Raw genomic sequence first — 24,268 nt, forward strand, 5'->3', positions numbered from 1 at the left:
GTCAACAAGGCGGCGAATTGCTGCTTGATACTGACCGCAATCCGCCGCGCAACGTGCCGACACTCTTGACGGCCTGGGCGGGCTGACGCTGTCGCGCGTAGGTGGGCAGCTCGACGCCTGAGTGACACTCAGCGGACGGCTAGGCAGTCGCGCCGCGGCGGACCAACGAGAGCACCACCGCAGCGGTGGCGAACAAGCCAGAGAACACCCGACCCAGGATCGTCTGCTGGCGCGGTGTCTGTAGCCAGGTGAGCAACCGCGCCGCCAATCCGGTGTAAAGGCTCATCACGATGATGTCGACGACGACCATCGTCGCCCCGATCGCCAGATATTGGGGCAGCAACGGCGCCGTCGGCACCACGAACTGCGGCAGCACCGCGACCAGGAACACCAAGCCCTTCGGATTGGTGGTGTTCACCAGGAATCCGCGCATCACCAGGGCTAGCCGGCCCCGCTCGTCCGCGCCGCCCATCCGGTCGCGCAGATCCTGCGCCGCACTACGCCATTGCTGGATCGCCAGGTAGATCAGATAGGCCACACCGATCCACTTGACGATGTGGAAGGCCAGCATCGACTTGGCGACGACGGCGCCCAAGCCGACGGCGACCAACACCAGTTGCGCAAGCAGCCCGATCTGGAGTCCGAGCACGCTCCATGACCCACGACGTACGCCATGGGTCAGGCCGGTCGCCATCGACTGGATGGCCCCGGCTCCCGGGGACACGCTGATGGCGATCGACGCGCCGAGAAACGCCAGCCAGATCTGCCAGGTCATGTATGCAGTCTGGCCATCGTGTCAAACGATATCTGCGACGAAGACGCCGGTCCGGCGGGCACCGATGCGGGCAATGCGGGGGAGGGTCGGATCGTCCGTGCCTGCCGGCAGCACCCGGGGGTTCGCGATCTTCACGTCACCGCGGAACAGGTGCACGTCCGCCTCGCCCGCGGCGATCACGTTCTTGACCCAGTTGGTCTTGCCGTGGGCCAGAAGAACCGCCAGCGTATCGCCCTTGCGGTAGCTGGTGACGATCGTCTCGTAGGGCGTTCCAGACGTCCGGCCACGGTGTTTGATCACGGTGAAACCGGGGAGGCGCTTGGAGAACGGCCTCAGAGCTGGGTTGATGTACTTGATCTGGAACCGCTCCAGCGCGGGCGGCACGAGCATCGGTACGCCGGGGGCGTGGTTCGGGTGGTCTTTCGCGGACATCTCAGGGCTCCATTCGACAGTCTGGAGCTACCCTACGGCGGGTTGTGCCGGCGGCAACCGGCGACGGATTTTTATCAACTGGACTGATCAGGGACAATTGAACCGATGGCCGAGTTTCAGATGTCCCGTATCGATCTGCGTAGCCGCGTGCTGAACGCCGCGCAGTTGCGATCCGCGCTGCCCCGCGGCGGAGTCGATGTGGACGCAGTGGTGCCCAAAGTCCGCCCGATCGTGGAGGCCGTCGCCGAGCATGGCGCCGAGGCCGCACTGGATTACGGGCATACCTTCGACGGCATCCGCCCCGACACCGTGCGGGTACCCGCGGCCCAGCTGGCAGCCGCCCTGGCCGAGCTCGATCCCGATGTACGTGCCGCCCTGCAGGTCGCGATCGACCGGGCCCGCAAGGTGCACGCCGATCAACGCCGCACCGACACCACCACCACGCTGGCCCCCGGTGCCACCGTCACCGAACGCTGGGTGCCGGTCGAACGGGTCGGGCTGTACGTGCCGGGCGGCAACGCCGTCTACCCGTCGAGTGTCGTGATGAACGTGGTTCCGGCCCAGACCGCAGGTGTCGACTCGCTGGTGATCGCCAGCCCGCCACAGGCCGAATTCGAGGGCCTGCCGCACCCCACCATCCTGGCCGCGGCAGCGCTGCTGGGCGTCGAGGAGGTGTGGGCCGTCGGCGGTGCGCAGGCAGTCGCGCTGCTGGCCTACGGCGGCACCGACACCGACGGTGCCGAACTCGCCCCGGTCGACATGATCACCGGCCCCGGAAACATCTACGTGACCGCCGCCAAGCGGATCTGCCGCTCGCAGGTCGGCATCGACGCCGAGGCCGGCCCGACCGAGATCGCGATCCTGGCCGACGACACGGCCGATCCGGTACACGTCGCCGCGGATCTGATCAGCCAGGCCGAGCACGACGAGATGGCGGCCAGCGTGCTGGTCACCGACAGTGAGGCATTGGCCGCGGCCACCGATCGCGAGCTCACCCGCCAGCTGGCCACCACGGTGCACGTCGACCGCGTCCGGGTGGCGCTCTCGGGCAAGCAGTCCGCGATCGTGCTCGTCGACGACATCGAGGCCGGGGTGCGGGTGGTGAACGCCTACGCCGCCGAGCACCTGGAGATCCAGACCAAGGACGCGCCCGGCGTGGCCGGCCGGATCCGTTCCGCGGGAGCCATTTTCGTGGGTGCCTGGTCTCCGGTCAGCCTGGGTGACTACTGCGCCGGTTCCAACCACGTGCTGCCGACCGCGGGCTGTGCGCGGCATTCCAGCGGCCTTTCCGTGCAGACGTTCCTGCGCGGCATCCACGTCGTTGAGTACGACGAGGCCGCACTCAAGGACGTTTCCGGGCATGTGATCACGTTGTCCAAGGCGGAAAACCTGCCCGCGCACGGCGAGGCGGTACGACGGAGGTTCGAAAGGTAATGGGCGCACGGGATGTGACGCTGGCCGATCTACCGCTGCGCGAAAACCTGCGCGGGAAATCGCCCTACGGGGCACCGCAATTGGTGGTTCCGGTACGGCTGAACACCAACGAGAACCCGCACCCGCCGACGCAGGCCCTGATCGACGACGTCGCCGCATCGGTCCGCGACGCCGCTGCCGAACTGCACCGCTATCCCGACCGGGACTCGGTGCAGTTGCGCACCGATCTGGCGGCTTACCTCACCGCGGCCACCGGTGTGCAGCTCACGGTCGACAACCTCTGGGCGGCAAACGGTTCCAACGAGATCCTGCAGCAGCTGTTGCAGGCCTTCGGCGGGCCGGGACGCACTGCGATCGGGTTCGTGCCGTCGTACTCGATGCACCCGATCATCTCCGACGGCACCCAGACCGAGTGGCTGCAGGCGGCCCGCGCTGCCGATTTCGGACTGGATGTCGACGCGGCTGTCGCGGCGGTCAAGGAGCGCACCCCCGATGTGGTGTTCGTGGCAAGCCCCAACAACCCGTCGGGACAAAGTGTTTCGATCGAGGACCTGCGCCGCCTGCTGGACGCCATGCCCGGCGGCATCCTGATCGTCGACGAGGCCTACGGCGAGTTCTCGTCGCAGCCCAGCGCCGTCACCCTGATCGATGAGTTCCCGGCCAAGCTGATCGTCACCCGCACGATGAGCAAGGCGTTCGCGTTCGCCGGTGGTCGGCTCGGCTATCTGGCCGCCGCGCCTGCGGTGATCGACGCACTGCTGCTGGTTCGTCTGCCGTATCACCTGTCGGTGCTGACCCAGGCCGCCGCGAGCGCGGCACTGCGGCATGCCGACGACACCCTGGCCAGCGTCGCCACCCTGGCCGCCGAGCGCGACCGGGTGAGCGCCGAACTGACCCGGCTCGGCTACCGCGTGATTCCGAGTGACGCGAACTTCGTGTTGTTCGGCGAGTTCGCCGACGCACCGGCAAGCTGGCAGCGCTACCTGGACAAGGGCATCCTGATCCGCGATGTCGGTATCCCCGGCTTCCTGCGCACCACCATCGGTCTGGCCGAGGAGAATGACGCATTCCTGGCCGCCAGCGCCGATCTGTCCGCCACCGAACTTCAGCCAGCCAACAGCCCGGTAGGAGCATCGTGACCCGTCGCGCGAAGGTCGAACGTAAGACCAGGGAATCCGACATCGTCGTCGAGATCGACCTCGACGGCACCGGTGTCGTCGACATCGACACCGGTGTCCCGTTCTTCGATCACATGCTGACCGCGCTGGGCACCCACGCCAGCTTCGATCTCACGGTGCACGCCAAGGGCGATATCGAGATCGAAGGGCACCACACGATCGAGGACACCGCGATCGTGCTGGGGCAGGCGCTCGGGCAGGCCCTGGGCGACAAGAAGGGCATTCGCCGGTTCGGTGACGCCTTCATCCCGATGGACGAATCCCTCGCACATGCCGCCGTCGACGTGTCCGGGCGGCCTTACTTCGTGCACACCGGGGAACCCGAGTTCATGGTGGAATTCACCATCGCCGGGTCCAGCGCGCCGTACCACACCGTGATCAACCGGCACGTGTTCGAATCGTTGGCATTCAATGCCCGCATTGCATTGCACGTGCGCACGCTCTACGGTCGCGACCCGCACCACATCACCGAGGCGCAGTACAAAGCGGTGGCCCGCGCGCTGCGACAGGCCGTCGAGTACGACGCCCGGGTCACTGGTGTTCCGTCGACCAAGGGCACTCTGTGACAAAGAAAGTCGTCGTTCTCGACTACGGATCGGGCAATCTGCGGTCGGCTCAGCGTGCCCTGGAGCGCGTCGGCGCCGACGTCGAGGTCACCGCTGATCCCGGCGCCGCTGCGGCAGCCGACGGGCTCGTGGTGCCCGGGGTCGGTGCGTTCGAGGCCTGCATGACCGGGCTCCGGGCGATCGGCGGCGAGAAGATCATCGCGGACCGGCTGCAGCATGGTCGCCCGGTGCTGGGCGTGTGCGTCGGTATGCAGATCCTGTTCGCCCGCGGCGTGGAGTTCGGTGTGGAGTCCACCGGCTGCGGGCAGTGGCCCGGCTCGGTGACCCGACTGGACGCGCCGGTGATTCCGCACATGGGCTGGAATGTCGTCGATGCGGCGGCCGGCAGCACCCTGTTCAAGGGACTCGACGCCGCCACCCGCTTCTATTTCGTGCATTCGTACGCCGCCCAGGAGTGGTCCGGAAACCCGGACGCACTGGTCACCTGGGCAACGCATCACGTGCCGTTCATCGCCGCTGTTGAAGACGGCGCGTTGTCGGCTACGCAATTTCATCCGGAGAAGAGTGGCGACGCCGGTGCGACGCTGCTCGCGAATTGGGTTGAGGGACTGTGAGTTTGATTCTGTTGCCGGCTGTCGACGTGGTGGACGGCAAGGCGGTGCGTCTGGTGCAGGGCAAGGCAGGCAGTGAAACCGATTACGGCTCGGCGCTGGAAGCCGCGGAGGCGTGGCAGCGTGACGGCGCCGAGTGGATCCACCTGGTGGACCTGGACGCCGCCTTCGGGCGCGGCAGCAACCGCGAACTGCTGGCAGATCTGGTCGGCAAGCTCGACGTGAAAGTCGAACTGTCCGGAGGGATCCGCGATGACGATTCGCTGAAGGCCGCGATGGACACCGGCTGTGCGCGGGTGAATATCGGCACGGCGGCGCTGGAAAGCCCCGAGTGGTGCCGCCGGGCCATCGCCGAATACGGCGATCGGGTGGCCGTCGGTCTGGACGTGCAGTTCGAGAACGACAGCTGGCGGCTCCGCGGCCGAGGCTGGGAAACCGACGGCGGCGATCTGTGGGAGGTCCTGGATCGTCTTGACCGCGAAGGGTGCTCGCGCTACGTCGTCACCGACGTCACCAAGGATGGCACCCTGACCGGTCCCAACCTGGAACTGCTGGCGGCGGTCGCCGACCGCACCGACGCCCCGGTGATTGCCTCGGGCGGGGTGTCCAGCCTCGATGATCTCCGGGCGATCGCCACCCTCACCGGACACGGTGTCGAGGGTGCGATCGTCGGAAAAGCGCTCTACGCAGAACGATTCACTCTGCCACAGGCACTGGCCGCGGTCAGCGGATAAGCGAGGTGGGTGACCTGGATCCGTCGAAACTGTCCGCACTGGTAGCTGCGGCCGCCGAGATCCTCGACGCGGCGTCGGTGCCGTTCATCGCGGGGCACCGCGCGGAATCCGCGGTCGCCAAGCAGGGCAACGACTTCGCCACCGAGGTCGATCTCGCAATCGAGCGGCAGGTGGTGCGGGCGCTGACCGAGGCCACCGGGATCGGGGTTCATGGCGAGGAATTCGGTGGTGAGCCCATCGATTCGCCGCTGGTGTGGGTGCTCGACCCGATCGACGGCACCTTCAACTATGCGGCCGGCTCGCCGATGGCGGCGATCCTGCTCGGCCTGCTCGCCGATGGTGAGCCGGTGGCCGGCCTGACGTGGCTGCCGTTCACCGGACAGCGGTATTCCGCGCTGTCCGGAGGACCGGTGCGCGACAACGGCACCGTGCTGCCACCGCTCGGTTCGCCGACGCTGACCGACTCGATCGTCGGCATCCAAACCTTCAACATCGACTCCCGCGGCCGGTTCCCCGGCCGCTACCGGGTCGAGGTGCTGTCCAACCTCAGCCGGGTGTGCTCTCGGGTGCGGATGCACGGCGCCACCGGAGTCGACCTGGCCTATGTCGCGGCTGGAATCCTGGGTGGGGCCATCAGTTTCGGCCACCACATCTGGGACCATGCCGCCGGCGTGGCGCTGGTTCGCGCGGCCGGGGGCATCGTGACGGACCTGGCCGGCGATCCGTGGACGGCCGAGTCGAAGTCGGCACTGGCCGCCGCGCCCGGTGTGCACGAACGCATGCTGGAACTCGTGAAATCCGCTGGCAATCCGGAGGACTACCTGTGAGCACCATCAGTGATGTCGCAACGAGGATCATCCCGTGCCTCGACGTCGACGCCGGCCGGGTGGTCAAGGGCGTCAACTTCGAGAACCTGCGTGATGCAGGCGATCCCGTCGAGCTCGCAGCGGCTTACGACGCCGAAGGCGCCGACGAGCTGACCTTCCTGGACGTGACCGCGTCCTCGTCGGGTCGGTCCACCATGCTCGAAGTGGTCAAGCGGACCGCCGAGCAGGTGTTCATTCCGCTGACCGTCGGTGGCGGTGTGCGCTCGGTCGATGACGTCGACGTGTTGCTGCGCGCCGGCGCCGACAAGGTTTCGGTCAACACCGCCGCCATTGCCCGGCCCGAACTGCTGGCCGAGATGGCCCGCCAATTCGGCTCCCAGTGCATCGTGCTCAGTGTCGACGCGCGCACCGTGCCGGCCGGCGATCAGCCGACCGCCTCGGGGTGGGAGGTGACCACCCACGGTGGGCGCCGCGGCACCGGAATCGACGCTGTCGAGTGGGCCGCCCGGGGTGCTGAACTCGGGGTCGGCGAGATCCTGCTGAACTCGATGGACCGCGACGGCACCAAGGCCGGGTTCGACCTGCCGATGCTGCGTGCGGTCCGCGCGGCGGTCGGCGTGCCGGTGATCGCCAGCGGCGGTGCCGGTGCCGTGGCCGATTTCGCGCCCGCCGTGCAGGCCGGCGCCGATGCGGTGCTGGCGGCCAGCGTGTTCCATTTCCGGGAACTGACCATCGGCCAGGTGAAGGCGGCGATGGCGGCGGAAGGGATCATCGTCCGATGAGTCTCGACCCGGCGATCGCGGCGCGGTTGAAACGCAACGCCGACGGACTGTTCAGCGCCGTGGCGCAGGAGCGGGGGACCGGCCAGGTGCTGATGGTCGCCTGGATGGACGACGACGCGCTGGCCCGCACCCTGGAAACTCGTGAGGCTACGTATTTTTCGCGGTCCCGCGGCGAGCAGTGGGTCAAAGGTCTGACGTCGGGGCACACCCAGTACGTGCACTCGGTCCGGCTGGACTGCGACGGCGACACGGTGTTGCTGGAGGTCGATCAGACCGGAGCTGCCTGCCACACCGGTGCCCACACCTGCTTCGACGCGGATGTGCTGCTGGCCGGCGATTGATCGGCGAACTGCTCAACCAACCGGCCACCTGTTCGCAATCGAACTGATCACTCACCGAACCCGTTGGCATGGAGAAGTTCCGGTCATCTGGCCAGGTCCAGCCATTCGCCGACGGATAGCAGGTGTGCGCACCGGCCGGCATGCGTACGCCATTCACTCTCGGGGTCGGCGACTTCGGCGTAGCCCGCAATCTTGACCGGCTGCTCCGGCTCATAGTGGATCGGTACCGCGTACCGGGCGTCGAGGATCTCCGCGGCCGCTGCGGCCTGCCGCGGGTCCAGTGCGGCGGGCAGCGGGCTCGGCGGCTGCAGGTGCGGCGCGTTGACCACGGCGCCATTGGTGGGTAGGAACACTGCGTCGAATGGGCCGAACCGACGCGCGATGAGCCACCAGTAGCCGTGGAACATCGTGTCCCCGCCATGGAACACCCGCTGCCCGTCGGCCTCCACCACCCAGTTCAACTGGGGATCGCCCAGCCCGTCGACGGCGGGGACCGCGGAGATGCGGAACGGTCCGATGTCCCGAGTGGACCAGGCATCCACGATCTCGACAGCCAGCCCGTGCCGGGCCAATTCGCTCTCGGCAAGCAGTGTCGTCATGTTGTCCGCGTCGTCGCCGTAGCCGGGCGCTGGTCGCAGCACCGGTGCCCCCGGAGTCAGCACTCCCGCGAGGGCGAGCGCATCGGTGTGATCCCGGTGTAGGTGGGTGACCAGCGCGCCTGAGACCTCCCCGCTCGGCGCTGCCAGCCATTCGCCGGGCTTCCACCCTGTGAACAGGGGGGAGAGGTCCCATACGTAGTCGATCACCAGCCGCTCGCCGTCCGCTTCGATCTCCAGTCCCGCCCAGCCCAGTCGTCGTACCCGCATCTCGGCTCCTTCGTCTCAGTGGATGCCCACGAAATTTAGCGTACGGACGTTCGCTAAGTAAATAGCGGACGCACGTACGCTATTCTCGTCGCATGTCACCGCGACGCTCGGCGGCCGAGGCGCAGGCCACCAGAGGCCGGATCCTTGACCGTGCCGCCGAAATCGCCTCCGTGGAGGGACTGGACGGCATCACCATCGGCCGGCTTGCCGAGGAGCTGGAGATGAGCAAGTCCGGAGTGCACAAGCACTTCGGCAGCAAGGAGATGCTGCAGATCTCCACGCTGGACAAGGCGTTCGTGGACTTTTGGCACCGGGTGGTCGAGCCCGCGCTGGCCGAGCCGACGGGTCTGCGCCGGCTGCGCGCGGTGTGTGCCAACTCCGTGGGCTATCTGGAAGCGCCGCTGCTCCCCGGCGGCTGCCTCATGACTGCGGCGCTCACTGAGTACGACGGTCGCCCAGGCCGGGTCCGCGACGCGGTGACCGAAGTGTGGTTGCGTTGGCAGACACAATTGCGCGCCGACCTGACGTCAGCGGTGGAAAAGGGCGAACTGCCAGTCGGATTCGACATCGACCAGGCGCTGTTCGAGATCGTCGCCGCCGGTCTGGCGCTGAACGCGGCCATGCAGCTTCAACACGACCGTTCGGCCGCGGGCCGGGCCCACCGCGCGATCGAACGGGCACTGGAACAGTCCTGACGAGACGCCAAACCGGTTCCGATATTCCCGTTGCGGTGTCCGAACTTGTCGGTGTCATCGGCAACAATGACGGGGTGACCGACACCGCCGCGACCCGCAAAGCGCGCGGTGCGTTCTTCACCCCGGCCCAGATCACCGATTACCTCGCCCAATGGGCCGTGCGGTCCGCCGATGAGCGGATCCTGGAGCCCTCGGCCGGGGACGCGGCCTTCTTGGTGGCCGCCACCCGCCGGCTCCAGCAGTTGGGTGTCGAGCATCCCGAGCTCGACGGCATCGAGATTCACCGGAGCAGCGCCAGCACCGCGCGCCGCCGCGTCACCGAGGCCGGGGGACGAGCGCACATACGGACGGCGGATTTCTTCGACATCGAGCCGCGGGCCGAATACACCGCGGTGATCGGCAATCCGCCCTACATCCGCTACCAGGACTTCCGGGGTGCCACCCGGGCACAGTCTCGCCGGGCCGCGCTCAAGGCCGGGGTGACGTTGTCAGGCCTGGCCTCGAGTTGGGCGGCGTTCACCGTGCACGCCGCGCTGTTCCTGCGGCCGGGTGGGCGCCTGGCGCTGGTGCTGCCCGCCGAGCTGCTCAGCGTCAACTATGCGGCGGCGGTGCGGAAGTTTCTCTTCGACCGGTTCGCCAGCGTCGAGTTGGTGATGTTCGACGAGCAGGTGTTTCCCGAGGCCGAGGCCGACGTGGTGCTGTTACTCGCCGACGGTTACGGCGGCGGACCGTGTGACCATGCCGTCATCCATCGGGCCCGCAATGCGGGCTCACTGACATCTGAACTCGCACAACGGCGTTGGTCACCGCGCGATCCCGCCGACAAATGGGTCAGCGGCCTGATCGGCAACGCGCCGGTCGATGCGCTCCATGGTCTGCACACTGACGGGCACTTCACGATGCTTGAGGCGTGGGGCGATACCACGCTGGGCATGGTGACCGGCAACAACAGCTACTTCGCGTTGTCCCGGGATCGAGTGCGTGAACTCGGGTTGGGGCACACCGATCTGCTGCCGTTGTCGCCGCCCGGCAGCGCGCATCTCCGCGGACTGACACTGACCGCCGAGCAGTTGGCGAGGCTGGGGGAGGACGGGCGTTCGATCCACCTGTTCCGTCCGACCGGGACGCCGTCGGCGGCCGCACAGCGCTACATCGACGCCGGCCACGCGGCCGGGGTGCATCTGGCCTACAAGTGCCGGGTACGCCGGCCGTGGTATCTGGTGCCACTGGTGAATCCGGCTGACCTGCTGCTGACCTGTATGAATGCCGACACTCCGCGGTTGGTCGCCAACCGGGCCAAGGCCCATCACCTCAACTCGGTGCACGGCGTGTACTTGCGCGACGGGGTGCGGACGCTGGGTCGCGATCTGCTGGGGTTTGCCGCACTGAACTCGGTGACGGTGCTGCACGCCGAGATCGTCGGGCGCTCCTACGGCGGCGGCATCCTCAAGATCGAACCTCGCGAGGCCGACCGGTGGCTGGTCCCGTCACCCGATCTGGTGACGGCTCGCGCCGATGAGCTGCGGGCGGTCCGCAGGCGGGTCGGATCGCTGCTGGAGCGGGGTGGGCTGCTCGAGGCGACTCGCATCGTCGACGACGCACTGGGGCTGGAGACCAGGATCGTCCTGGAACCCGTTCGGACCGCGCGCGATTCATTGGCGACACGCCGGACGGTAAGGTCTCGGCGTGCCCGCTGAACCGTCGACCAAGGCCACCGCGTGGGCCATCTTCGACCGCATTGTGGCCGACGCGGCGCCGGGCGGCGTGCACACCAACCCCTGGGTGCGCACTGCGGGCGAGTTGACCTTCGTCCCCGATTTCCGGGTGCTGCGCAAGCTGCTCGGTGTTCCTTTGTTCCTGGACGCGCCGTCCACCACCGGGGTTCCGGCGCTGGCGTTGGATGTATGGCTGGCCTACGAGTTACGGCGTGCCGGATTCGATCCGGATGCGGTGTGGCCCCGGGCGACGGATCCGCGGATCATGCCCAGCGCGATCGCCAGTCTGCTTGAGGCGCTGCCGCAGAAGGAACGGCACCTCATCGAGCAACGGCTGAAGCGATCGATGAAAGGCGTTGCCGCGTCGAGCGCCAGTGTGCTGGGCAAGCACTACATGAAGCAGGTCGATGTGGTGATGTCGGACTGGGACACCGGCCCGGAATTGCTGATCAGCACCAAACGGATGGATTCAAGCTTCGGTAAGAACGCCGCCAACCGCGTCGAGGAAAGTTACGGCGACGCCAAGAATCTGCGGCTGCGCCACCCCCTTTCGGCGCTCGGATTCGTCTATGGGCTGCGGTCGACGATCTTGAGCACCGAACCGGACAAGGCCGAGTGGCTCATCGATCTACTGGGCAAGCTCGGCACCGAGGACGACGCGTATCACGCGGTGGCACTGGTGATGATCGATTACGACGTCGAAGTCACCGAAACTGTTGGCGAGGAAGTCGACAGCATCGAAAAGGCCGAACCGGACACCCTGTTCGAGATCGTGGATGTGGCCACCGCCGCTGTCGAGGAGGCCATGGCAGCCCTGCCCGACATCGCCATCCGGCACGACGTCGTGCCACCTGAGCTGCAGCCGTCGCGGTTCCTGGCGACCATGGTCTCGCGCGTCATCGACACCACCCCGGTGACCCGGCACCGTGAGGCGCGTCGGCGTCGCAATACCCCGGCCGAGCCTGAGCCCGAAGCTTAGAGCACCCGCGAGCTGGCCTTGGCCCGCGCATTCCATCTGCCGTCCTGGTACCCGACCACCACCGGGTGCGCGAAAGCCTCGCTGACGTGTTCGGTGTTGACGACATCGCGGGCCGGCCCGCTGGCCACCGTGCGTCCCTGCGAGATCAGTAGGGCGTGCGTAGTGCTGGTGGGCAGCTCCTCGAGGTGGTGGGTGACCAGGATCGAGGCCATGTCGGGATGCGAGTCATCCAGTGTGTCAAGGGTTTCCAGCAGCTGCTCACGGGCCGCCACATCCAGGCCGGTGGTGGGTTCGTCCAGCAGGAGCAGTTGCGGATCGGCGATCAGTGCCCGCGCGATCAAGGTGCGCCCGCGCTCGCCCTGTGACAGGGTCGGCCAGATCGCGTCGGCACGGGCCGACAGCCCGACGGTGTCGATCAGTTCCTCGGCCCGGCGGGCCTGCTCGGCGGTGGGCGCCCAGTGCGCTGCGATGTCGATGGTGGCGGTGATGCCGGTGAGCACCACCTCACGCACGGTGAGCGGGTACTGCAGCCGATGCCGGGGATTCACGTGACCGATGGAGCGGCGCAGCACAGCCAGGTCGGTGCGGCCCATCTGACCGCCGAGCACGTGCACGGTGCCTGAGGTCGGAAACGTCACGGCGGCACAGAAACCCAGCAGCGTGCTCTTCCCGGCGCCGTTGGGGCCCAGCAGCGCCCAATGTTCACCGGACTGCACGGTCAGGGAGATGCCGTCGATGATCTGCTTGCCGTCACGGCGGAAGGTCACATCTGTGATGTCAAGGACCGGGGTCATGCGAAAGACTCCTTCAATGAGCTCAAATGGGTTCTGCTGGCCGCGGCGGCGGCCTCGGGGTCGCGGGCGATGATCGCGTCGGCCAGCTGCTGGTGCAGGTCGTGGTCGCAGGGTTCGGACGTGATCGGCCGGATCTTGAGCATGTCGATCATCGCCAGGCGCAGGCGAGGGAGGAACGCGTCGAACAACTGGATCAGCACCTCGTTGTGGGCCGCGGCGATCACCGTGCGGTGGAACGCCATATCCGCGTCGACGTGATCGGGTACCGACTGTCCCACCACACCGCGGGCGGTCAGAGTGCGACGAACCGCACGCAGATCGGCGGGCGTGCGTCGGGTGGCGGCCAGCGCGGCGGCTTCTGCCTCGATGGCGATGCGGGCTTCGATCACCGACACGATGGTCGCGCGGCGCAGCACGGTGTCCCAGTCTTCGGCGGCGTCGAGTGCCGTCACGAACACCCCAGCGCCCTGGCGACTCTCCAGTACGCCCTTGCCGGACAGTTCGCGGATCGCTTCGCGCAGGGTGGAGCGGCCCACGCCGAGCTGTGCGGCCAGGGTTGTCTCGCCGGGAAGTCGATGGCCCAGCGGCCATTCACCCTGGCGGATGCGCGTCAGGAGAAGCTGGGCGGTCTGGGTCGCCAGTGGGTGACGCTGAACTTGGGACGTCATCGCAACCTGTCTACTTGTCTGAGGAGTTGTGTATAGTCTACGCATCATGACGCGCGTCCAGCTCCTTAGCCGCCGCGGCGGGGCCTGAATCGACCGGCCCCCTGCCGTGGGGCTGTGTCGCGCCGGTCGAACCCAACCCGACCGAAGGCACCCTCATGACAACATCAGCATTTCCCACCATCGACACGCCAGCCGGCGACATCCCGGCGAACGCGCCGGCCTGGAACAAGCAGCGCCACTCCCAGATGCCGTCGCATCGGTACGCGTCCGTCTATGACCGCGTCGAAGTTCCCCTGGCTCAACGAGATTGGCCCACGGCCCGCATGCACGCCGCGCCGCTGTGGGTGCCGGTGGATCTGCGTGACGGCAATCAGGCGCTGGCCGAGCCGATGGACCCGGCCCGCAAGCGCCGGTTTTTCGAGCTGCTGGTGGCCATGGGCTACAAAGAGATCGAGGTCGGATACCCGTCCGCGTCGCAGACCGACTTCGACTTCGTCAGGTTGCTCGCAGAATCCGACATCGCCCCGCCGGACGTCACCATCGTGGTGTTCGTCCCGGCGCGGCGCGACCTGATCGAACGGACCGTGGACTCGGTACGTGGCATCCGCAACGACGTCGTCATCCACATGTACACGGCCACCGCGCCCACCTGGCGAGACGTCGTCCTGGGCAAGGCCAGAGGCGAGCTGAGCCAGCTCATCTATGCCGGCGCGCGTGACGTTCTCGAATTCACCGACGGCATGCCGAATGTGCGTTTCGAGTTCTCCCCGGAGGTGTTCAACCTCACCGAGCCCGACTACGTGCTCGAGCTGTGCGAGGCGGTGACCGAGCTGTGGCAGGCCACCCCGGACCGTCCGGTCATCCTGAACCTGCCGGCGACCGTTGAGATCGCCACCCCGAACGTCTACGCCGACCAGATCGAGTACATGCACCGCAACCTGTCTCGTCGGGACAGCGTCATCCTCTCGGTGCACCCGCACAACGACCGGGGGACCGGGATCGCCTGCGCCGAGCTGGCGATCCTCGCTGGTGCGCAGCGGGTCGAAGGCTGCGTGTTCGGCAACGGTGAACGCACCGGAAACGTCGACATCGCCACCCTGGCGCTGAATCTGCATGCCCAGGGAGTGGATCCGATGGTCGACTTCTCCGACATCGACGAGATCGCGCGGACAGTCAGTCATTGCACCCGCATGCCGATCCACGAGCGCCATCCCTACGTCGGGGACATGGTGCACACGGCGTTCTCGGGAACACACCAGGACGCGATCAAGAAAGGTTTCGCCGAACACCGCCGACGCGCCGCGGCCACCGGGCGTCCGGAGAATGAAATCGATTGGCGGGTACCGTATCTGCCGATCGACCCGGCCGATATCGGGCGCACCTATGACGCGGTGATCCGGGTGAACTCGCAGTCCGGCAAGGGCGGGATCGCCTACCTGCTGGCAGGCGAATACGGGCTGGATCTGCCCCGCCGCCTGCAGATCGATTTCGCCCGTCACGTCCAGGCGCACACCGACGAAAGTGGTGCCGAGGTGACCGCCGCCGAACTGTACGAATTGTTCGAGGCGGCCTATCTGGATCCGGCCGGGCCGGTGCAACTCAAGGACTGGCATACCGGCGGCGACGGTGCGGCCGCGGTCACCGACCTCACGCTGGTGTGCGACGGCCGTACCGTGACCAGCAGCCATCGCGGGATCGGACCGGTGGATGCGCTGCGGGCCGCACTCGGGGGGATCGGCCATTCGGTCGAGGTGTTGAGTCTGACCCAACAGTCAATCGGCAGCACCGCCGTCAGCTATCTGGAGTACCGGTCGGCCGGCCGCACCGGATGGGCGTGCGGGCGCAGCGATTCGGTGCTCGCGGCGTCGATGGCAGCGGTGCTGCGGGCGGTCAACGCGCCTTGAGCACTTCCAGTGCCTTGTCGGCGTGGGTGTCCATGCTGATCTCGCTGGAGATCACCGCGAGCACAGTGCGGTCGGTGTCGATGACGAACGTGGTCCGCTTGACGGGCATGAGCTTGCCGAGCAGGCCACGCTTCACCCCGAATTGGGCCGCCACCTTGCCCTCGGCATCCGAGAGCAGGGGGTAGTCGAAACTCTGGATGTCGGCGAACTTGGCCTGCTTGGCGACCGGGTCGGTGCTGATTCCGACCCGGTTCGCCCCGGCGGCGGTGAACTCGCCGGCCAGATCCCGGAAGTGACAGGCCTCCTTGGTGCATCCCGGCGTCATTGCCGCGGGATAGAAGAACAGCACCACCGGGCCGTCGGCGAGCAGGCTCGTCAGGCTGCGAATCGTGCCGGTCTGGTCGGGGAGTTCAAAGTCGGGAACGGTGTCACCGGTCCTGATCTGTGTCATGGTCGCTCACGCTACGCCGTCTGCATGCCAGTCCTGCTCGGTCTATCTGGGAGGATTGGTCTGTGCAAACCACCCCCGACAGCCTCACCCGCACCACATCGCGCGAGGATTTCCGGGCGCTGGCCGCTGAGCACCGCGTGGTCCCCGTGACCCGCAAGGTGCTGGCCGACAGCGAGACGCCGTTGTCGGCGTACCGCAAGCTGGCCGCCAACCGTCCCGGCACGTTCCTGCTGGAATCGGCCGAAAACGGTCGCTCGTGGTCGCGATGGTCGTTCATCGGCGCCGGTGCCCCCTCGGCTCTGACGGTCCGCGACAACCAGGCTGTGTGGCTGGGTACGGCACCCAAGGATGCGCCCAGCGGCGGCGAGCCGCTGACGGCTTTGCGGGCCACGCTGGACCTGCTGCAAACCGAGGCGGTGCCGGATCTGCCGCCGCTGTCCTCGGGGCTGGTGGGCTATTTCGCCTACGACATGGTGCGTCGGCTGGAGCGGCTCCCGGAGCTCGCCGTCGACGATCTGGGCCTGCCGGACATGCTGCTGCTGCTGGCCACCGACATCGCCGCCGTCGATCACCACGAGGGCACCATCACCCTGATCGCCAACGCGGTGAACTGGAACGGCACCGACGAACGGGTTGACGAGGCGTATGACGATGCGGTGCGACGCCTCGATGTGATGACCGCCGCCCTCGGCCAGCCGCTGCCGTCCACGGTGGCGACATTCAGCCGGCCTGCGCCCGACCCCCGCGCGCAGCGCACGGTGGAGGAGTACACCGCGATCGTGGAGAAACTCGTCGGCGACATCGAGGCCGGCGAAGCCTTCCAGGTGGTGCCCTCACAGCGGTTCGAAATGGATACGGCCGCCGACCCGATTGATGTCTACCGGATGCTGCGGGTGACCAACCCGAGCCCGTACATGTATCTGCTCAATGTCCCCGATGCCGATGGCGGACTGGACTTTTCGGTCGTCGGTTCCAGCCCCGAGGCGCTGGTCACGGTGAAAGACGGCCGGGCCACCACCCACCCGATCGCGGGAACGCGCTGGCGCGGAACCACGGAGGAAGAAGATGTCCTGCTGGAAAAGGAGCTCCTGGCCGACGAGAAGGAACGCGCCGAGCACCTGATGCTGGTCGATCTCGGCCGCAACGATCTGGGGCGGGTGTGCCGCCCGGGCACTGTGCGGGTCGAGGATTACAGCCACATCGAGCGGTACAGCCATGTGATGCACCTGGTGTCCACGGTGACCGGGGAGTTGGCCGAGGGGAAGACCGCGCTGGACGCGGTGACGGCGTGCTTCCCGGCAGGCACCTTGTCGGGAGCACCCAAGGTGCGGGCCATGGAGTTGATCGAGGAGGTCGAAATGACCCGGCGCGGCATTTACGGCGGGGTGCTGGGCTACCTGGACTTCGCGGGCAATGCCGACTTCGCGATCGCCATCCGGACCGCCCTGATGCGTGACGGCACGGCCTATGTGCAGGCCGGAGGGGGAGTCGTGGCCGATTCCAACGGCCCCTACGAATACAACGAATCGGCGAACAAGGCGAAAGCCGTGCTCAATGCCATTGCCGCTGCTGACACATTGGCCGAGCCGTGACCCGGGTGGCGCAGGCGCTGTTCGTCGTCGCGGCGGTGGTGCTGTGGATCGCGTCGCGGATGACCTGGGTCTCGCTGACGTCGTTCGACGGGCTGGGCCAGCCCAAGACCACGGCGTTGACCGGCGCATCCTGGTCGACGGCATTGATCCCACTGGCGTTGCTGGTGCTGGCGGCCGCGGTAGCGGTGCTGGCCGTGCACGGCTGGGCGTTGCGGTTGCTGGCCCTGCTGATCGCTGCTGCCAGCGCCGGGATGGGGTACCTGGGCATCAGCCTGTGGGTGGTCAAGGATGTCGCGCAGCGGGCTGCTGACCTGGCAGCCGTTCCGGTCTCCCAGCTGACCGCGGCCGGGGGCGGGACCAGTCGTTCCTTCGGGGGCGCAGTGCTGACCCTGGCGGCAGCGGTGTGTGCGCTGGTCGGTGCGGTGTTGCTGATGCGCTCGGCCAACAGTGCGAAGCGCGGCAGTGCGGGCCGCTACGCGGCACCCGCGGCGCGGCGCGAGGCCGCCAGGAAAGACAGCGGTGATGAGCCGATGTCGGAGCGAATGCTGTGGGATGCGCTGGACGAGGGCCACGATCCGACCGGCGAGGGCACTGATCCGGACAGTAAGGGCCGGTGAATGCTGACAGTGTGGCGACGGCTACCCTTCCAGGGAGGGCAACCGGGACCGGCCCGGAGGCACCAGGAAGGAACCGACGGGCGATGACTTCGGCCACAGTGCTCGACTCCATTATCGAGGGAGTCCGCGCCGACGTTGCCGCCCGCGAGGCCGTTATCAGCCTGGCGGATATCAAAGCGCGGGCCCAGGACGCACCTGCGCCACTCGACGTGATGGCCGCATTGCGGGAACCGGGAATTGCCGTGATCGCCGAGGTGAAGCGGGCGAGCCCGTCTCGGGGCGAGTTGGCCAATATCGCCGACCCGGCGAAGCTGGCGCAGGCGTATGAAGCCGGCGGTGCGCGGGTGATCAGTGTGCTCACCGAGCAGCGCAGGTTCAACGGATCTCTGGACGACCTCGACGCAGTGCGGGCCGCGGTGTCAATTCCGGTGCTGCGCAAGGATTTTGTCGTCAAGCCGTACCAGATCCATGAAGCCCGGGCGCACGGCGCCGATCTGTTGCTGCTGATTGTGGCGGCACTCGAGCAGCCGGTGCTGGAATCGCTGCTGGAGCGCACGGAATCCCTCGGGATGACGGCCCTGGTGGAGGTGCATACCGAAGCAGAGGCCGACCGGGCGCTGCAGGCCGGTGCCAAGGTCATCGGCGTCAACGCCCGCGACCTCAAGACGCTGGACGTCGACCGGGACTGCTTCAGTCGGATCGCTCCGGGGCTGCCCAGCAATGTCATCCGCGTCGCGGAGTCCGGAATACGTGGAACCGCTGATCTGCTGGCGTATGCCGGCGCGGGTGCCGATGCCGTGCTGGTCGGTGAGGGCCTGGTGACCAGCGGGGATCCCCGCAGCGCGGTCGCCGATCTGGTCACCGCCGGTACGCACCCGTCCTGCCCGAAACCGGCTCGCTGAACCAGGCGATGAGCCGCTTGCACGAAAAGGCTGTTTGATGGCGGATCTCGCGGGGCCCGAGTTGCCCCGTTCCAGCGCAGGCGTGGCCGAACCGACCGTTCACGATCCCGACGCACTGGGGCATTTCGGTGCTTACGGTGGTCGGTTGGTTCCCGAGGCACTGATGGCGGTGATCGAGGAGGTCACCGCGGCCTATGAGAAGGCCCGCGGTGATCAAGCCTTCCTCGATGAGCTCGACCGGTTGCAGCGTCACTACAGTGGCCGGCCGTCCCCGCTGTACGAGGCCGCCCGGCTGTCTGAGCATGCCGGCGGCGCGCGCATCTTCCTCAAGCGAGAAGATCTGAACCACACCGGTTCTCACAAGATCAACAATGTTCTGGGACAGGCGCTGCTGGCGCGGCAGATGGGCAAGACCCGCGTCATCGCCGAGACTGGCGCCGGCCAGCACGGCGTGGCCACCGCGACGGCGTGTGCGCTGCTCGGTCTGGAATGCATCATCTACATGGGCGCGGTGGACACCGCCCGGCAGGCCCTCAACGTCGCGCGGATGCGCCTGCTCGGTGCGACCGTCGTGTCTGTGGAGTCCGGGTCCAAGACGCTCAAGGACGCGATCAACGAGGCGTTTCGGGACTGGGTGACCAACGCCGATGACACTTATTACTGTTTCGGGACGGCGGCGGGCCCGCATCCGTTCCCGCTGATGGTGCGTGATTTCCAGCGGATCATCGGCATGGAGGCCAGGGCGCAGATCCTCGATCAGGCCGGCCGGCTTCCGGACGCGGTCACCGCGTGTGTCGGCGGCGGCTCGAACGCCATCGGTATCTTCCACGCGTTCATCGACGATCCCACGGTGCAGTTGGTCGGTTACGAGGCTGCCGGCGACGGGGTCGAAACCGGGCGGCACGCCGCGACGTTCACCGGCGGCTCGCCCGGCGCGTTCCAGGGATCGTTCTCCTACCTGTTGCAGGACGAGGACGGCCAGACGATCGAATCGCATTCCATCTCGGCCGGTTTGGACTACCCGGGCGTCGGGCCTGAGCATGCGTTCCTCAAGGACATCGGTCGTGCCGAGTACCGCCCGGTCACCGATACCGAGGCGATGGACGCGTTCTCGCTGCTGTGCCGTCGTGAGGGCATCATTCCGGCGATCGAATCGGCGCATGCGGTGGCCGGCGCGCTCAAGCTCGGCCCCGAACTCGGCAGCGGCTCGATCATCGTGGTCAACTTGTCCGGGCGTGGTGACAAGGACGTCGAGACGGCCGCGAAGTGGTTCGGACTGCTCGAAGAGGGGAGCGCGGGATGAGCCGGCTGGCGGAGTTGTTCGACGGCTGCCGCGCCGAGGGTCGTGCCGCGCTGATCGGTTATTTACCGACAGGTTTTCCTGATGTGCAGACGTCGATCGCGGCGATGACGGCGATGGTCGAATCCGGTTGCGATCTGGTGGAAGTAGGTCTGCCCTACTCGGATCCGGGGATGGACGGGCCGACGATCGCCACCGCCGCGGCGGCCGCCCTGGCCGGCGGGGTCAGGGTGCGCGACACCTTGGCCGCCGTCGAGGCGATCAGCAAGGCCGGCGGCCGCGCGGTGGTCATGACCTACTGGAATCCGGTGCTGCGCAAGGGTGTTGACACTTTCGCCCGCGACCTGGCCTCGGCCGGTGGATACGGGTTGATCACGCCCGACCTGATCCCCGAGGAGGCCGGCGACTGGATCGCGGCCTCCGAGGCGCACGATCTCGACCGGATCTTCGTGGTCGCGCCGTCCTCGACGCCGGAACGGCTCGCGGCGACGGTGAACGCTTCGCGAGGTTTCGTCTACGCCGCTTCGACGATGGGCGTCACCGGCGCGCGCGATGTGGTCTCGAACGCGGCGCCGGAGTTGGTGCGGCGCGTCAAGGAAGTGTCCGACATCCCCGTCGGGGTCGGATTGGGTGTGCGCTCAGGAGCGCAGGCAGCCGAGATTGGCGCCTACGCCGACGGTGTCATCGTCGGGTCGGCACTGGTGTCGGCCCTGAGCGAGGGGTTGGACGACGTCCGTCGCCTCACCGAAGAACTGGCCAAAGGCGTTAGGCAGAGGATTTCAGCTTGACCACTACCGTGCTCGCGTATTTGCCCAGCCCGTCACAGGGCGTCTGGCATCTGGGGCCGGTGCCGATCCGCGCGTACGCGCTGTGCATCATCGTCGGCATCATCGCAGCGCTGGTGATCGGCGACCGGCGTTGGCAGGCGCGGGGTGGGCAAGCCGGCGTCATCTATGACATCGCCTTGTGGGCAGTACCTTTCGGGCTCGTCGGTGGCCGGCTCTACCACGTCATGACGGACTGGCCCACCTATTTCGGGCCGACCGGCAAGGGATTGGGTGCGGCCTTCCAGGTCTGGCAGGGTGGTCTGGGAATCTGGGGCGCCGTCGCACTCGGCGGCGTCGGAGCCTGGATCGGTTGCCGTTCACACGGGATTCCGCTGCCGGCCTTCGGCGACGCAATCGCTCCGGGAATCATCTTGGCTCAGGCCATCGGCCGGCTGGGCAACTACTTCAACCAGGAGTTGTACGGCGGCGACACCACATTGCCGTGGGGCCTGGAGATCTACAAACGCTTGAACTCCCTCGGCAGGGTCGATGATCTCAACGGAGTGTCGACCGGCGAGGTCCTGCGGGTGGTGCACCCCACCTTCCTCTACGAATTGCTGTGGAACCTACTGGTTTTCGCGCTGCTCATTTGGGCCGACCGCAAGTTCAAACTCGGCCACGGAAGGCTGTTCGCGCTCTATGTGGCCGGCTACTGCGCGGGCCGGTTCCTGGTCGAATTGATGCGCAGCGACCCGGCAACCGAGTTTGCCGGTATCCGCGTCAACACCTTCACCTCGACTTTCGTGTTCATCGGCGCCGTCGTATACATCATGTTGGCCACCAAGGGACGAGAAGACCCGGCGACCTTGGTGGGTAAGCGTGAGGACGACGAGGACGAGTCGGCGCTGGACGACCTCGGCAAGGAACTTGTTGCCGCAGCGGCCACCACCGGTGTTGTCGCGGCTGCAACGGCGGCGGGACAAGACGATGACGAGGACGCCGAAGATGCCGACCACATGCATCCCGATGAAGTCGGCGCCAGCGAGGACGACGGTGCCGAAGCTGCCGCGGCGATCGAACTGAAGGCGATCGATACCGAGCCTGACGAGGACGCCGGCGACGAGGAGTCCGAAGAACTGGAAGACGAGGCGGACGCCGACTCCGAGGATGAAGCCGACCAGGTCGCTGACGAGGACGCCGACGAGGCTCTCGACGAGGCGGATCTTGAGGACGAGGAAGAGGAAGCGAACGAGTTCGCTGTCGCCGATGAGTCCACGGACGCCGAGGAAGAGGCTGAGGAAGCCGAAGCCGAGTCGGACGTTCAGGAAGAAACTGCCGACGAGGTCGCTGTTGACGAGTCCACTGGTGCTGACGCCGAGGGCGACGTCGCTGAGGAGCAGGCCGTTGACGAGGATGCGGTGGCCGAGTCCGACGTCGAGGAAGAAACTGACGACGAGCTCTCGGCCGACGACGAGTCCGCTGACGTCGAGGCGGGATCAGACGAAGAGCCCGTGGACGAGGCCGCTGAAGGCGCCGAGACTGCCGAGGAACAGTCCGCCGATGATGAGGCCGTAGCCGAGTCCGACGCTGAAGAAGTGCCTGCGGACGAGGGTGATGCTGACGACGAGTCCACCGATGTAGACGACGAGCCGGAACTCGAATCTGAGGAAGCCGCCGAGGAACAGGCTGCTGACGAGACCGCCGACGACACCGAAGGCGAGGAAGCGGTAGCCGACGCGCTCGTCGACGACGAGGCCGCCGGCGAGGCCGGTCCCGTTGAGACCGCCGAGTCTGAGGCGTCGGAGGATGCTGACGAGGTCGACGAGGTTGAGGCCCCGGTGGCAGATGACGTCGAGGCTGAGGCCGAAGAAGGTGCCGACGAGGCCGAGGTCGAGGTCGACGAAGAGCCTGAACCCGACGAAGTCGACTCGGAGACGGGCGAGGAACCCGCAGCCGATGACGACGTCGATGAGAACGCCGGTGAGGCCACCACAGACGAGGAGCCTGACTCCGCTGAACCGGTTGTCGTCGAAGAAGACGTCGACGAGTCAGCCGCTGCGGTAGCTGAAAATCCGGCCGAAGCCGAAGCCGAAGCCGAAGAATCGGAGCCTGCCGAGGAAGCCGACGCCGAGTCGGACGCGGACGACGTGACCGATGAGTCCGAGGCGGAGGTCGACGAGGCTGCGGTCGAGTCCGAAACCGACACTCAGCCGGGCAAAGTCGATGAAGTCGATGAAGTCGATGCAGCCGGTGAGTCTGACGATGACGAGGTCGCAGCGGACGACGCCGCCGCGGAGGAAGACCATTCGGACGATGCAGCGGACGCTGCCGAGGTGGTCGCCGAAGAGTCCGATTCGATAAACGTCGACGACGATGACGAGGCAGACAGCGAGGCCGGAACCGCATCCGCGGCTACGGCCGAGCCGACCAAGCAGGGCGGTCGGGTGCGTCGTTGGTTCCGCCGCAATCGGTAAGAATCCGGTCTCTGGCATTCTGTCTATATGACCGATCCGTCGCAGTCCGGAGGCCCCTCGGAGATCCCGCCGCAGGCCGGCTTTCCGCCGCCCGCGGGATATCCGCCACCGCCCGGCTACCAGCCGTATCCGGCGGCGTTTGTGGATCCGAGTGCGCCATTTGGTCGTCATCCGGTCACCGGCGAACCGCTCTCCGACAAGTCGAAGGTGGTTGCCGGTCTGCTGCAGTTGGTCGGCCTGTTCGGCTTTGTGGGCATCGGGCGGATCTACCTGGGCCAGACCGGATTGGGCGTCGCCCAGTTGATCGTGGGCTTGGCCACCTGTGGCATAGGGGCCATCATTTGGGGGCTCATCGATGCGATCCTGATCCTCACCGACAGGGTCCGCGACCCGTTGGGGCGTCCACTTCGCGATGGAACCTAGCGGCCTCACCACGACGACGGCGGGCCGGTTTTCGCTGCTGGCCGCAGGAGTGCTCGGTGCCGGCGCATTGACCTATATCGGTGTGGTCGATCCACACCGTCCCGGTTTTCTGTTCCCCGGGTGTCCGTTCAAGGCGCTGACAGGGTGGAACTGTCCGGCCTGTGGTGGTCTGCGGATGACCCATGACCTGCTGCACGGCGACGTGGGTGCGGCCGTCGTCGACAACGTATTCGCCCTGGTAGGTCTGCCCGCGCTGGCCGTCTGGCTGCTGGTCCGGTGGCAGCTGGGCAAGCCGCTGTTCCCGGTGCCGGCGGTGGTAACCATCGTGGCGACCTTGGTGATCTGGACCGTCGTGCGCAATCTGCCGGGCTTCCCGCTCGTCCCGACCTTCACGTCGTAGCCGAGTGGCCAGGTCCCGACGATAAGCGCTCAGTAGTGGCC

General features: G+C 67.1%; 26 protein-coding genes. 20 read left to right on the forward strand and 6 right to left on the reverse strand.

The genetic code is table 11. The features are described 5' to 3' along the window. Positions 1-139 precede the first annotated feature (139 nt). Together rhtB and HBE63_RS10170 are read right to left on the reverse strand one after the other, a co-directional pair. A complete protein-coding gene (rhtB, locus tag HBE63_RS10165) occupies positions 140-775 on the reverse strand; it encodes a homoserine/homoserine lactone efflux protein (RefSeq protein WP_166904640.1) in 636 nt (211 codons plus the stop codon). A 21-nt stretch (positions 776-796) separates the two neighbouring features. Further along, positions 797-1,207, reverse strand: coding sequence for a nitroreductase family deazaflavin-dependent oxidoreductase (locus HBE63_RS10170; protein ID WP_166904641.1), 411 nt, complete (start codon positions 1,205-1,207; stop codon positions 797-799). Between the two features lie 105 nt (positions 1,208-1,312). Between HBE63_RS10170 and hisD the strand changes: the two genes are divergently transcribed. Genes hisD through hisI form a run of 8 tightly spaced genes read left to right on the forward strand, consistent with a single transcriptional unit; the run spans position 1,313 to position 7,680 of the window. After that, entirely contained in the window at positions 1,313-2,641 is a 1,329-nt protein-coding gene (hisD, locus tag HBE63_RS10175; protein WP_166904642.1) for a histidinol dehydrogenase, read from the forward strand. Beyond that, a complete protein-coding gene (locus HBE63_RS10180) occupies positions 2,641-3,780 on the forward strand; it encodes a histidinol-phosphate transaminase (RefSeq protein WP_166904643.1) in 1,140 nt (379 codons plus the stop codon). The genes hisD and HBE63_RS10180 overlap by 1 nt, the downstream gene beginning before the upstream one ends. Continuing rightward, on the forward strand, positions 3,777-4,385 hold the full coding sequence (gene hisB / locus HBE63_RS10185) for an imidazoleglycerol-phosphate dehydratase HisB (protein WP_077739389.1): 609 nt from the start codon (positions 3,777-3,779) through the stop codon (positions 4,383-4,385). The genes HBE63_RS10180 and hisB overlap by 4 nt, the downstream gene beginning before the upstream one ends. Further along, positions 4,382-4,999, forward strand: a complete 618-nt coding sequence (gene hisH, locus HBE63_RS10190; RefSeq protein ID WP_166904644.1) for an imidazole glycerol phosphate synthase subunit HisH — start codon at positions 4,382-4,384, stop codon at positions 4,997-4,999. Before hisB ends, hisH begins: the two co-directional genes overlap by 4 nt. After that, positions 4,996-5,730 (forward strand): bifunctional 1-(5-phosphoribosyl)-5-((5-phosphoribosylamino)methylideneamino)imidazole-4-carboxamide isomerase/phosphoribosylanthranilate isomerase PriA, encoded by a 735-nt coding sequence (gene priA, locus HBE63_RS10195; RefSeq protein ID WP_064887213.1) that lies wholly within the window; start codon positions 4,996-4,998, stop codon positions 5,728-5,730. The genes hisH and priA overlap by 4 nt, the downstream gene beginning before the upstream one ends. Then, positions 5,727-6,557 carry an inositol monophosphatase gene (locus HBE63_RS10200; RefSeq protein ID WP_166909617.1) on the forward strand — a complete coding sequence of 277 codons (831 nt, stop codon included), beginning with the start codon at positions 5,727-5,729 and terminating at the stop codon, positions 6,555-6,557. Before priA ends, HBE63_RS10200 begins: the two co-directional genes overlap by 4 nt. Then, positions 6,554-7,339, forward strand: a complete 786-nt coding sequence (gene hisF, locus HBE63_RS10205) for an imidazole glycerol phosphate synthase subunit HisF (RefSeq protein WP_166904645.1) — start codon at positions 6,554-6,556, stop codon at positions 7,337-7,339. The genes HBE63_RS10200 and hisF overlap by 4 nt, the downstream gene beginning before the upstream one ends. Next, entirely contained in the window at positions 7,336-7,680 is a 345-nt protein-coding gene (gene hisI, locus HBE63_RS10210) for a phosphoribosyl-AMP cyclohydrolase (RefSeq protein WP_166904646.1), read from the forward strand. Before hisF ends, hisI begins: the two co-directional genes overlap by 4 nt. An 83-nt stretch (positions 7,681-7,763) precedes the next feature. Here hisI and HBE63_RS10215 read toward each other — a convergent pair whose 3' ends face one another. After that, complete coding sequence (locus HBE63_RS10215) at positions 7,764-8,546, reverse strand: MBL fold metallo-hydrolase (protein ID WP_166904647.1); 783 nt, start codon at positions 8,544-8,546, stop codon at positions 7,764-7,766. Positions 8,547-8,638: 92 nt separating this feature from the next. Between HBE63_RS10215 and HBE63_RS10220 the strand changes: the two genes are divergently transcribed. From HBE63_RS10220 to HBE63_RS10230, 3 genes are read left to right on the forward strand one after another with little or no spacing between them, the layout of a single operon-like run. After that, complete coding sequence (locus HBE63_RS10220; RefSeq protein ID WP_166904648.1) at positions 8,639-9,241, forward strand: TetR/AcrR family transcriptional regulator; 603 nt, start codon at positions 8,639-8,641, stop codon at positions 9,239-9,241. A 35-nt stretch (positions 9,242-9,276) separates the two neighbouring features. Continuing rightward, positions 9,277-10,938: an N-6 DNA methylase gene (locus HBE63_RS10225; protein ID WP_208301339.1), complete on the forward strand. Its 1,662-nt coding sequence runs from the start codon at positions 9,277-9,279 to the stop codon at positions 10,936-10,938. Beyond that, entirely contained in the window at positions 10,928-11,935 is a 1,008-nt protein-coding gene (locus HBE63_RS10230; RefSeq protein WP_166904649.1) for a hypothetical protein, read from the forward strand. Before HBE63_RS10225 ends, HBE63_RS10230 begins: the two co-directional genes overlap by 11 nt. On the opposite strand, the gene HBE63_RS10235 is transcribed toward HBE63_RS10230, so the two are convergent. After that, the gene (locus HBE63_RS10235) at positions 11,932-12,729 is read right to left on the reverse strand and encodes an ABC transporter ATP-binding protein (RefSeq protein ID WP_166904650.1); all 798 of its coding nucleotides are present in this window, start codon (positions 12,727-12,729) and stop codon (positions 11,932-11,934) included. The genes HBE63_RS10230 and HBE63_RS10235 overlap by 4 nt on opposite strands. After that, positions 12,726-13,397, reverse strand: a complete 672-nt coding sequence (locus HBE63_RS10240) for a FadR/GntR family transcriptional regulator (protein WP_166904651.1) — start codon at positions 13,395-13,397, stop codon at positions 12,726-12,728. The genes HBE63_RS10235 and HBE63_RS10240 overlap by 4 nt, the downstream gene beginning before the upstream one ends. Before the next feature lie 155 nt (positions 13,398-13,552). Here HBE63_RS10240 and HBE63_RS10245 point away from each other — a divergent pair, with 155 nt between their 5' ends. After that, complete coding sequence (locus HBE63_RS10245; RefSeq protein ID WP_166904652.1) at positions 13,553-15,301, forward strand: 2-isopropylmalate synthase; 1,749 nt, start codon at positions 13,553-13,555, stop codon at positions 15,299-15,301. Here HBE63_RS10245 and HBE63_RS10250 read toward each other — a convergent pair. Continuing rightward, on the reverse strand, positions 15,288-15,743 hold the full coding sequence (locus tag HBE63_RS10250) for a peroxiredoxin (protein WP_166909621.1): 456 nt from the start codon (positions 15,741-15,743) through the stop codon (positions 15,288-15,290). The genes HBE63_RS10245 and HBE63_RS10250 overlap by 14 nt on opposite strands. 71 nt (positions 15,744-15,814) lie before the next feature. On the opposite strand from HBE63_RS10250, the gene HBE63_RS10255 reads away from it, so the two are divergent. The 8 genes from HBE63_RS10255 (at position 15,815) to HBE63_RS10290 (ending at position 24,227) form a co-directional block, all read left to right on the forward strand. Beyond that, positions 15,815-17,344 carry an anthranilate synthase component I gene (locus tag HBE63_RS10255; protein WP_166904653.1) on the forward strand — a complete coding sequence of 510 codons (1,530 nt, stop codon included), beginning with the start codon at positions 15,815-15,817 and terminating at the stop codon, positions 17,342-17,344. Continuing rightward, the gene (locus HBE63_RS10260; RefSeq protein WP_166904654.1) at positions 17,341-17,961 is read left to right on the forward strand and encodes a TIGR02234 family membrane protein; all 621 of its coding nucleotides are present in this window, start codon (positions 17,341-17,343) and stop codon (positions 17,959-17,961) included. Before HBE63_RS10255 ends, HBE63_RS10260 begins: the two co-directional genes overlap by 4 nt. 83 nt (positions 17,962-18,044) lie before the next feature. Beyond that, entirely contained in the window at positions 18,045-18,863 is an 819-nt protein-coding gene (gene trpC / locus HBE63_RS10265) for an indole-3-glycerol phosphate synthase TrpC (protein ID WP_166904655.1), read from the forward strand. A 37-nt stretch (positions 18,864-18,900) separates the two neighbouring features. Continuing rightward, positions 18,901-20,166 (forward strand): tryptophan synthase subunit beta, encoded by a 1,266-nt coding sequence (gene trpB / locus HBE63_RS10270; RefSeq protein ID WP_166904656.1) that lies wholly within the window; start codon positions 18,901-18,903, stop codon positions 20,164-20,166. After that, complete coding sequence (gene trpA, locus HBE63_RS10275) at positions 20,163-20,951, forward strand: tryptophan synthase subunit alpha (protein WP_166904657.1); 789 nt, start codon at positions 20,163-20,165, stop codon at positions 20,949-20,951. The genes trpB and trpA overlap by 4 nt, the downstream gene beginning before the upstream one ends. Beyond that, on the forward strand, positions 20,948-23,404 hold the full coding sequence (gene lgt, locus HBE63_RS10280; protein WP_166904658.1) for a prolipoprotein diacylglyceryl transferase: 2,457 nt from the start codon (positions 20,948-20,950) through the stop codon (positions 23,402-23,404). Before trpA ends, lgt begins: the two co-directional genes overlap by 4 nt. A 27-nt stretch (positions 23,405-23,431) precedes the next feature. Beyond that, on the forward strand, positions 23,432-23,827 hold the full coding sequence (locus tag HBE63_RS10285; RefSeq protein WP_166904659.1) for a TM2 domain-containing protein: 396 nt from the start codon (positions 23,432-23,434) through the stop codon (positions 23,825-23,827). After that, positions 23,817-24,227 (forward strand): DUF2752 domain-containing protein, encoded by a 411-nt coding sequence (locus HBE63_RS10290; RefSeq protein WP_166904660.1) that lies wholly within the window; start codon positions 23,817-23,819, stop codon positions 24,225-24,227. The genes HBE63_RS10285 and HBE63_RS10290 overlap by 11 nt, the downstream gene beginning before the upstream one ends. The last annotated feature ends 41 nt before the right edge of the window (positions 24,228-24,268 follow it).

Source organism: Mycobacterium sp. DL440 (genome assembly GCF_011745145.1).
Taxonomy (GTDB): Bacteria; Actinomycetota; Actinomycetes; order Mycobacteriales; family Mycobacteriaceae; genus Mycobacterium.

Bases quoted from the DNA above. Each gene is read 5' to 3' on its own strand.
- rhtB (WP_166904640.1), bottom strand. From the start codon at position 775: ATGACCTGGCAGATCTGGCTGGCGTTTCTCGGCGCGTCGATCGCCATC.
- HBE63_RS10170 (WP_166904641.1), bottom strand. From the start codon at position 1,207: ATGTCCGCGAAAGACCACCCGAACCACGCCCCCGGCGTACCGATGCTC.
- hisD (WP_166904642.1), top strand. From the start codon at position 1,313: ATGGCCGAGTTTCAGATGTCCCGTATCGATCTGCGTAGCCGCGTGCTG.
- HBE63_RS10180 (WP_166904643.1), top strand. From the start codon at position 2,641: ATGGGCGCACGGGATGTGACGCTGGCCGATCTACCGCTGCGCGAAAAC.
- hisI (WP_166904646.1), top strand. From the start codon at position 7,336: ATGAGTCTCGACCCGGCGATCGCGGCGCGGTTGAAACGCAACGCCGAC.
- HBE63_RS10215 (WP_166904647.1), bottom strand. From the start codon at position 8,546: ATGCGGGTACGACGACTGGGCTGGGCGGGACTGGAGATCGAAGCGGAC.
- HBE63_RS10220 (WP_166904648.1), top strand. From the start codon at position 8,639: ATGTCACCGCGACGCTCGGCGGCCGAGGCGCAGGCCACCAGAGGCCGG.
- HBE63_RS10235 (WP_166904650.1), bottom strand. From the start codon at position 12,729: ATGACCCCGGTCCTTGACATCACAGATGTGACCTTCCGCCGTGACGGC.
- HBE63_RS10240 (WP_166904651.1), bottom strand. From the start codon at position 13,397: ATGACGTCCCAAGTTCAGCGTCACCCACTGGCGACCCAGACCGCCCAG.
- HBE63_RS10245 (WP_166904652.1), top strand. From the start codon at position 13,553: ATGACAACATCAGCATTTCCCACCATCGACACGCCAGCCGGCGACATC.
- trpC (WP_166904655.1), top strand. From the start codon at position 18,045: ATGACTTCGGCCACAGTGCTCGACTCCATTATCGAGGGAGTCCGCGCC.
- trpB (WP_166904656.1), top strand. From the start codon at position 18,901: ATGGCGGATCTCGCGGGGCCCGAGTTGCCCCGTTCCAGCGCAGGCGTG.
- trpA (WP_166904657.1), top strand. From the start codon at position 20,163: ATGAGCCGGCTGGCGGAGTTGTTCGACGGCTGCCGCGCCGAGGGTCGT.
- HBE63_RS10285 (WP_166904659.1), top strand. From the start codon at position 23,432: ATGACCGATCCGTCGCAGTCCGGAGGCCCCTCGGAGATCCCGCCGCAG.
- HBE63_RS10290 (WP_166904660.1), top strand. From the start codon at position 23,817: ATGGAACCTAGCGGCCTCACCACGACGACGGCGGGCCGGTTTTCGCTG.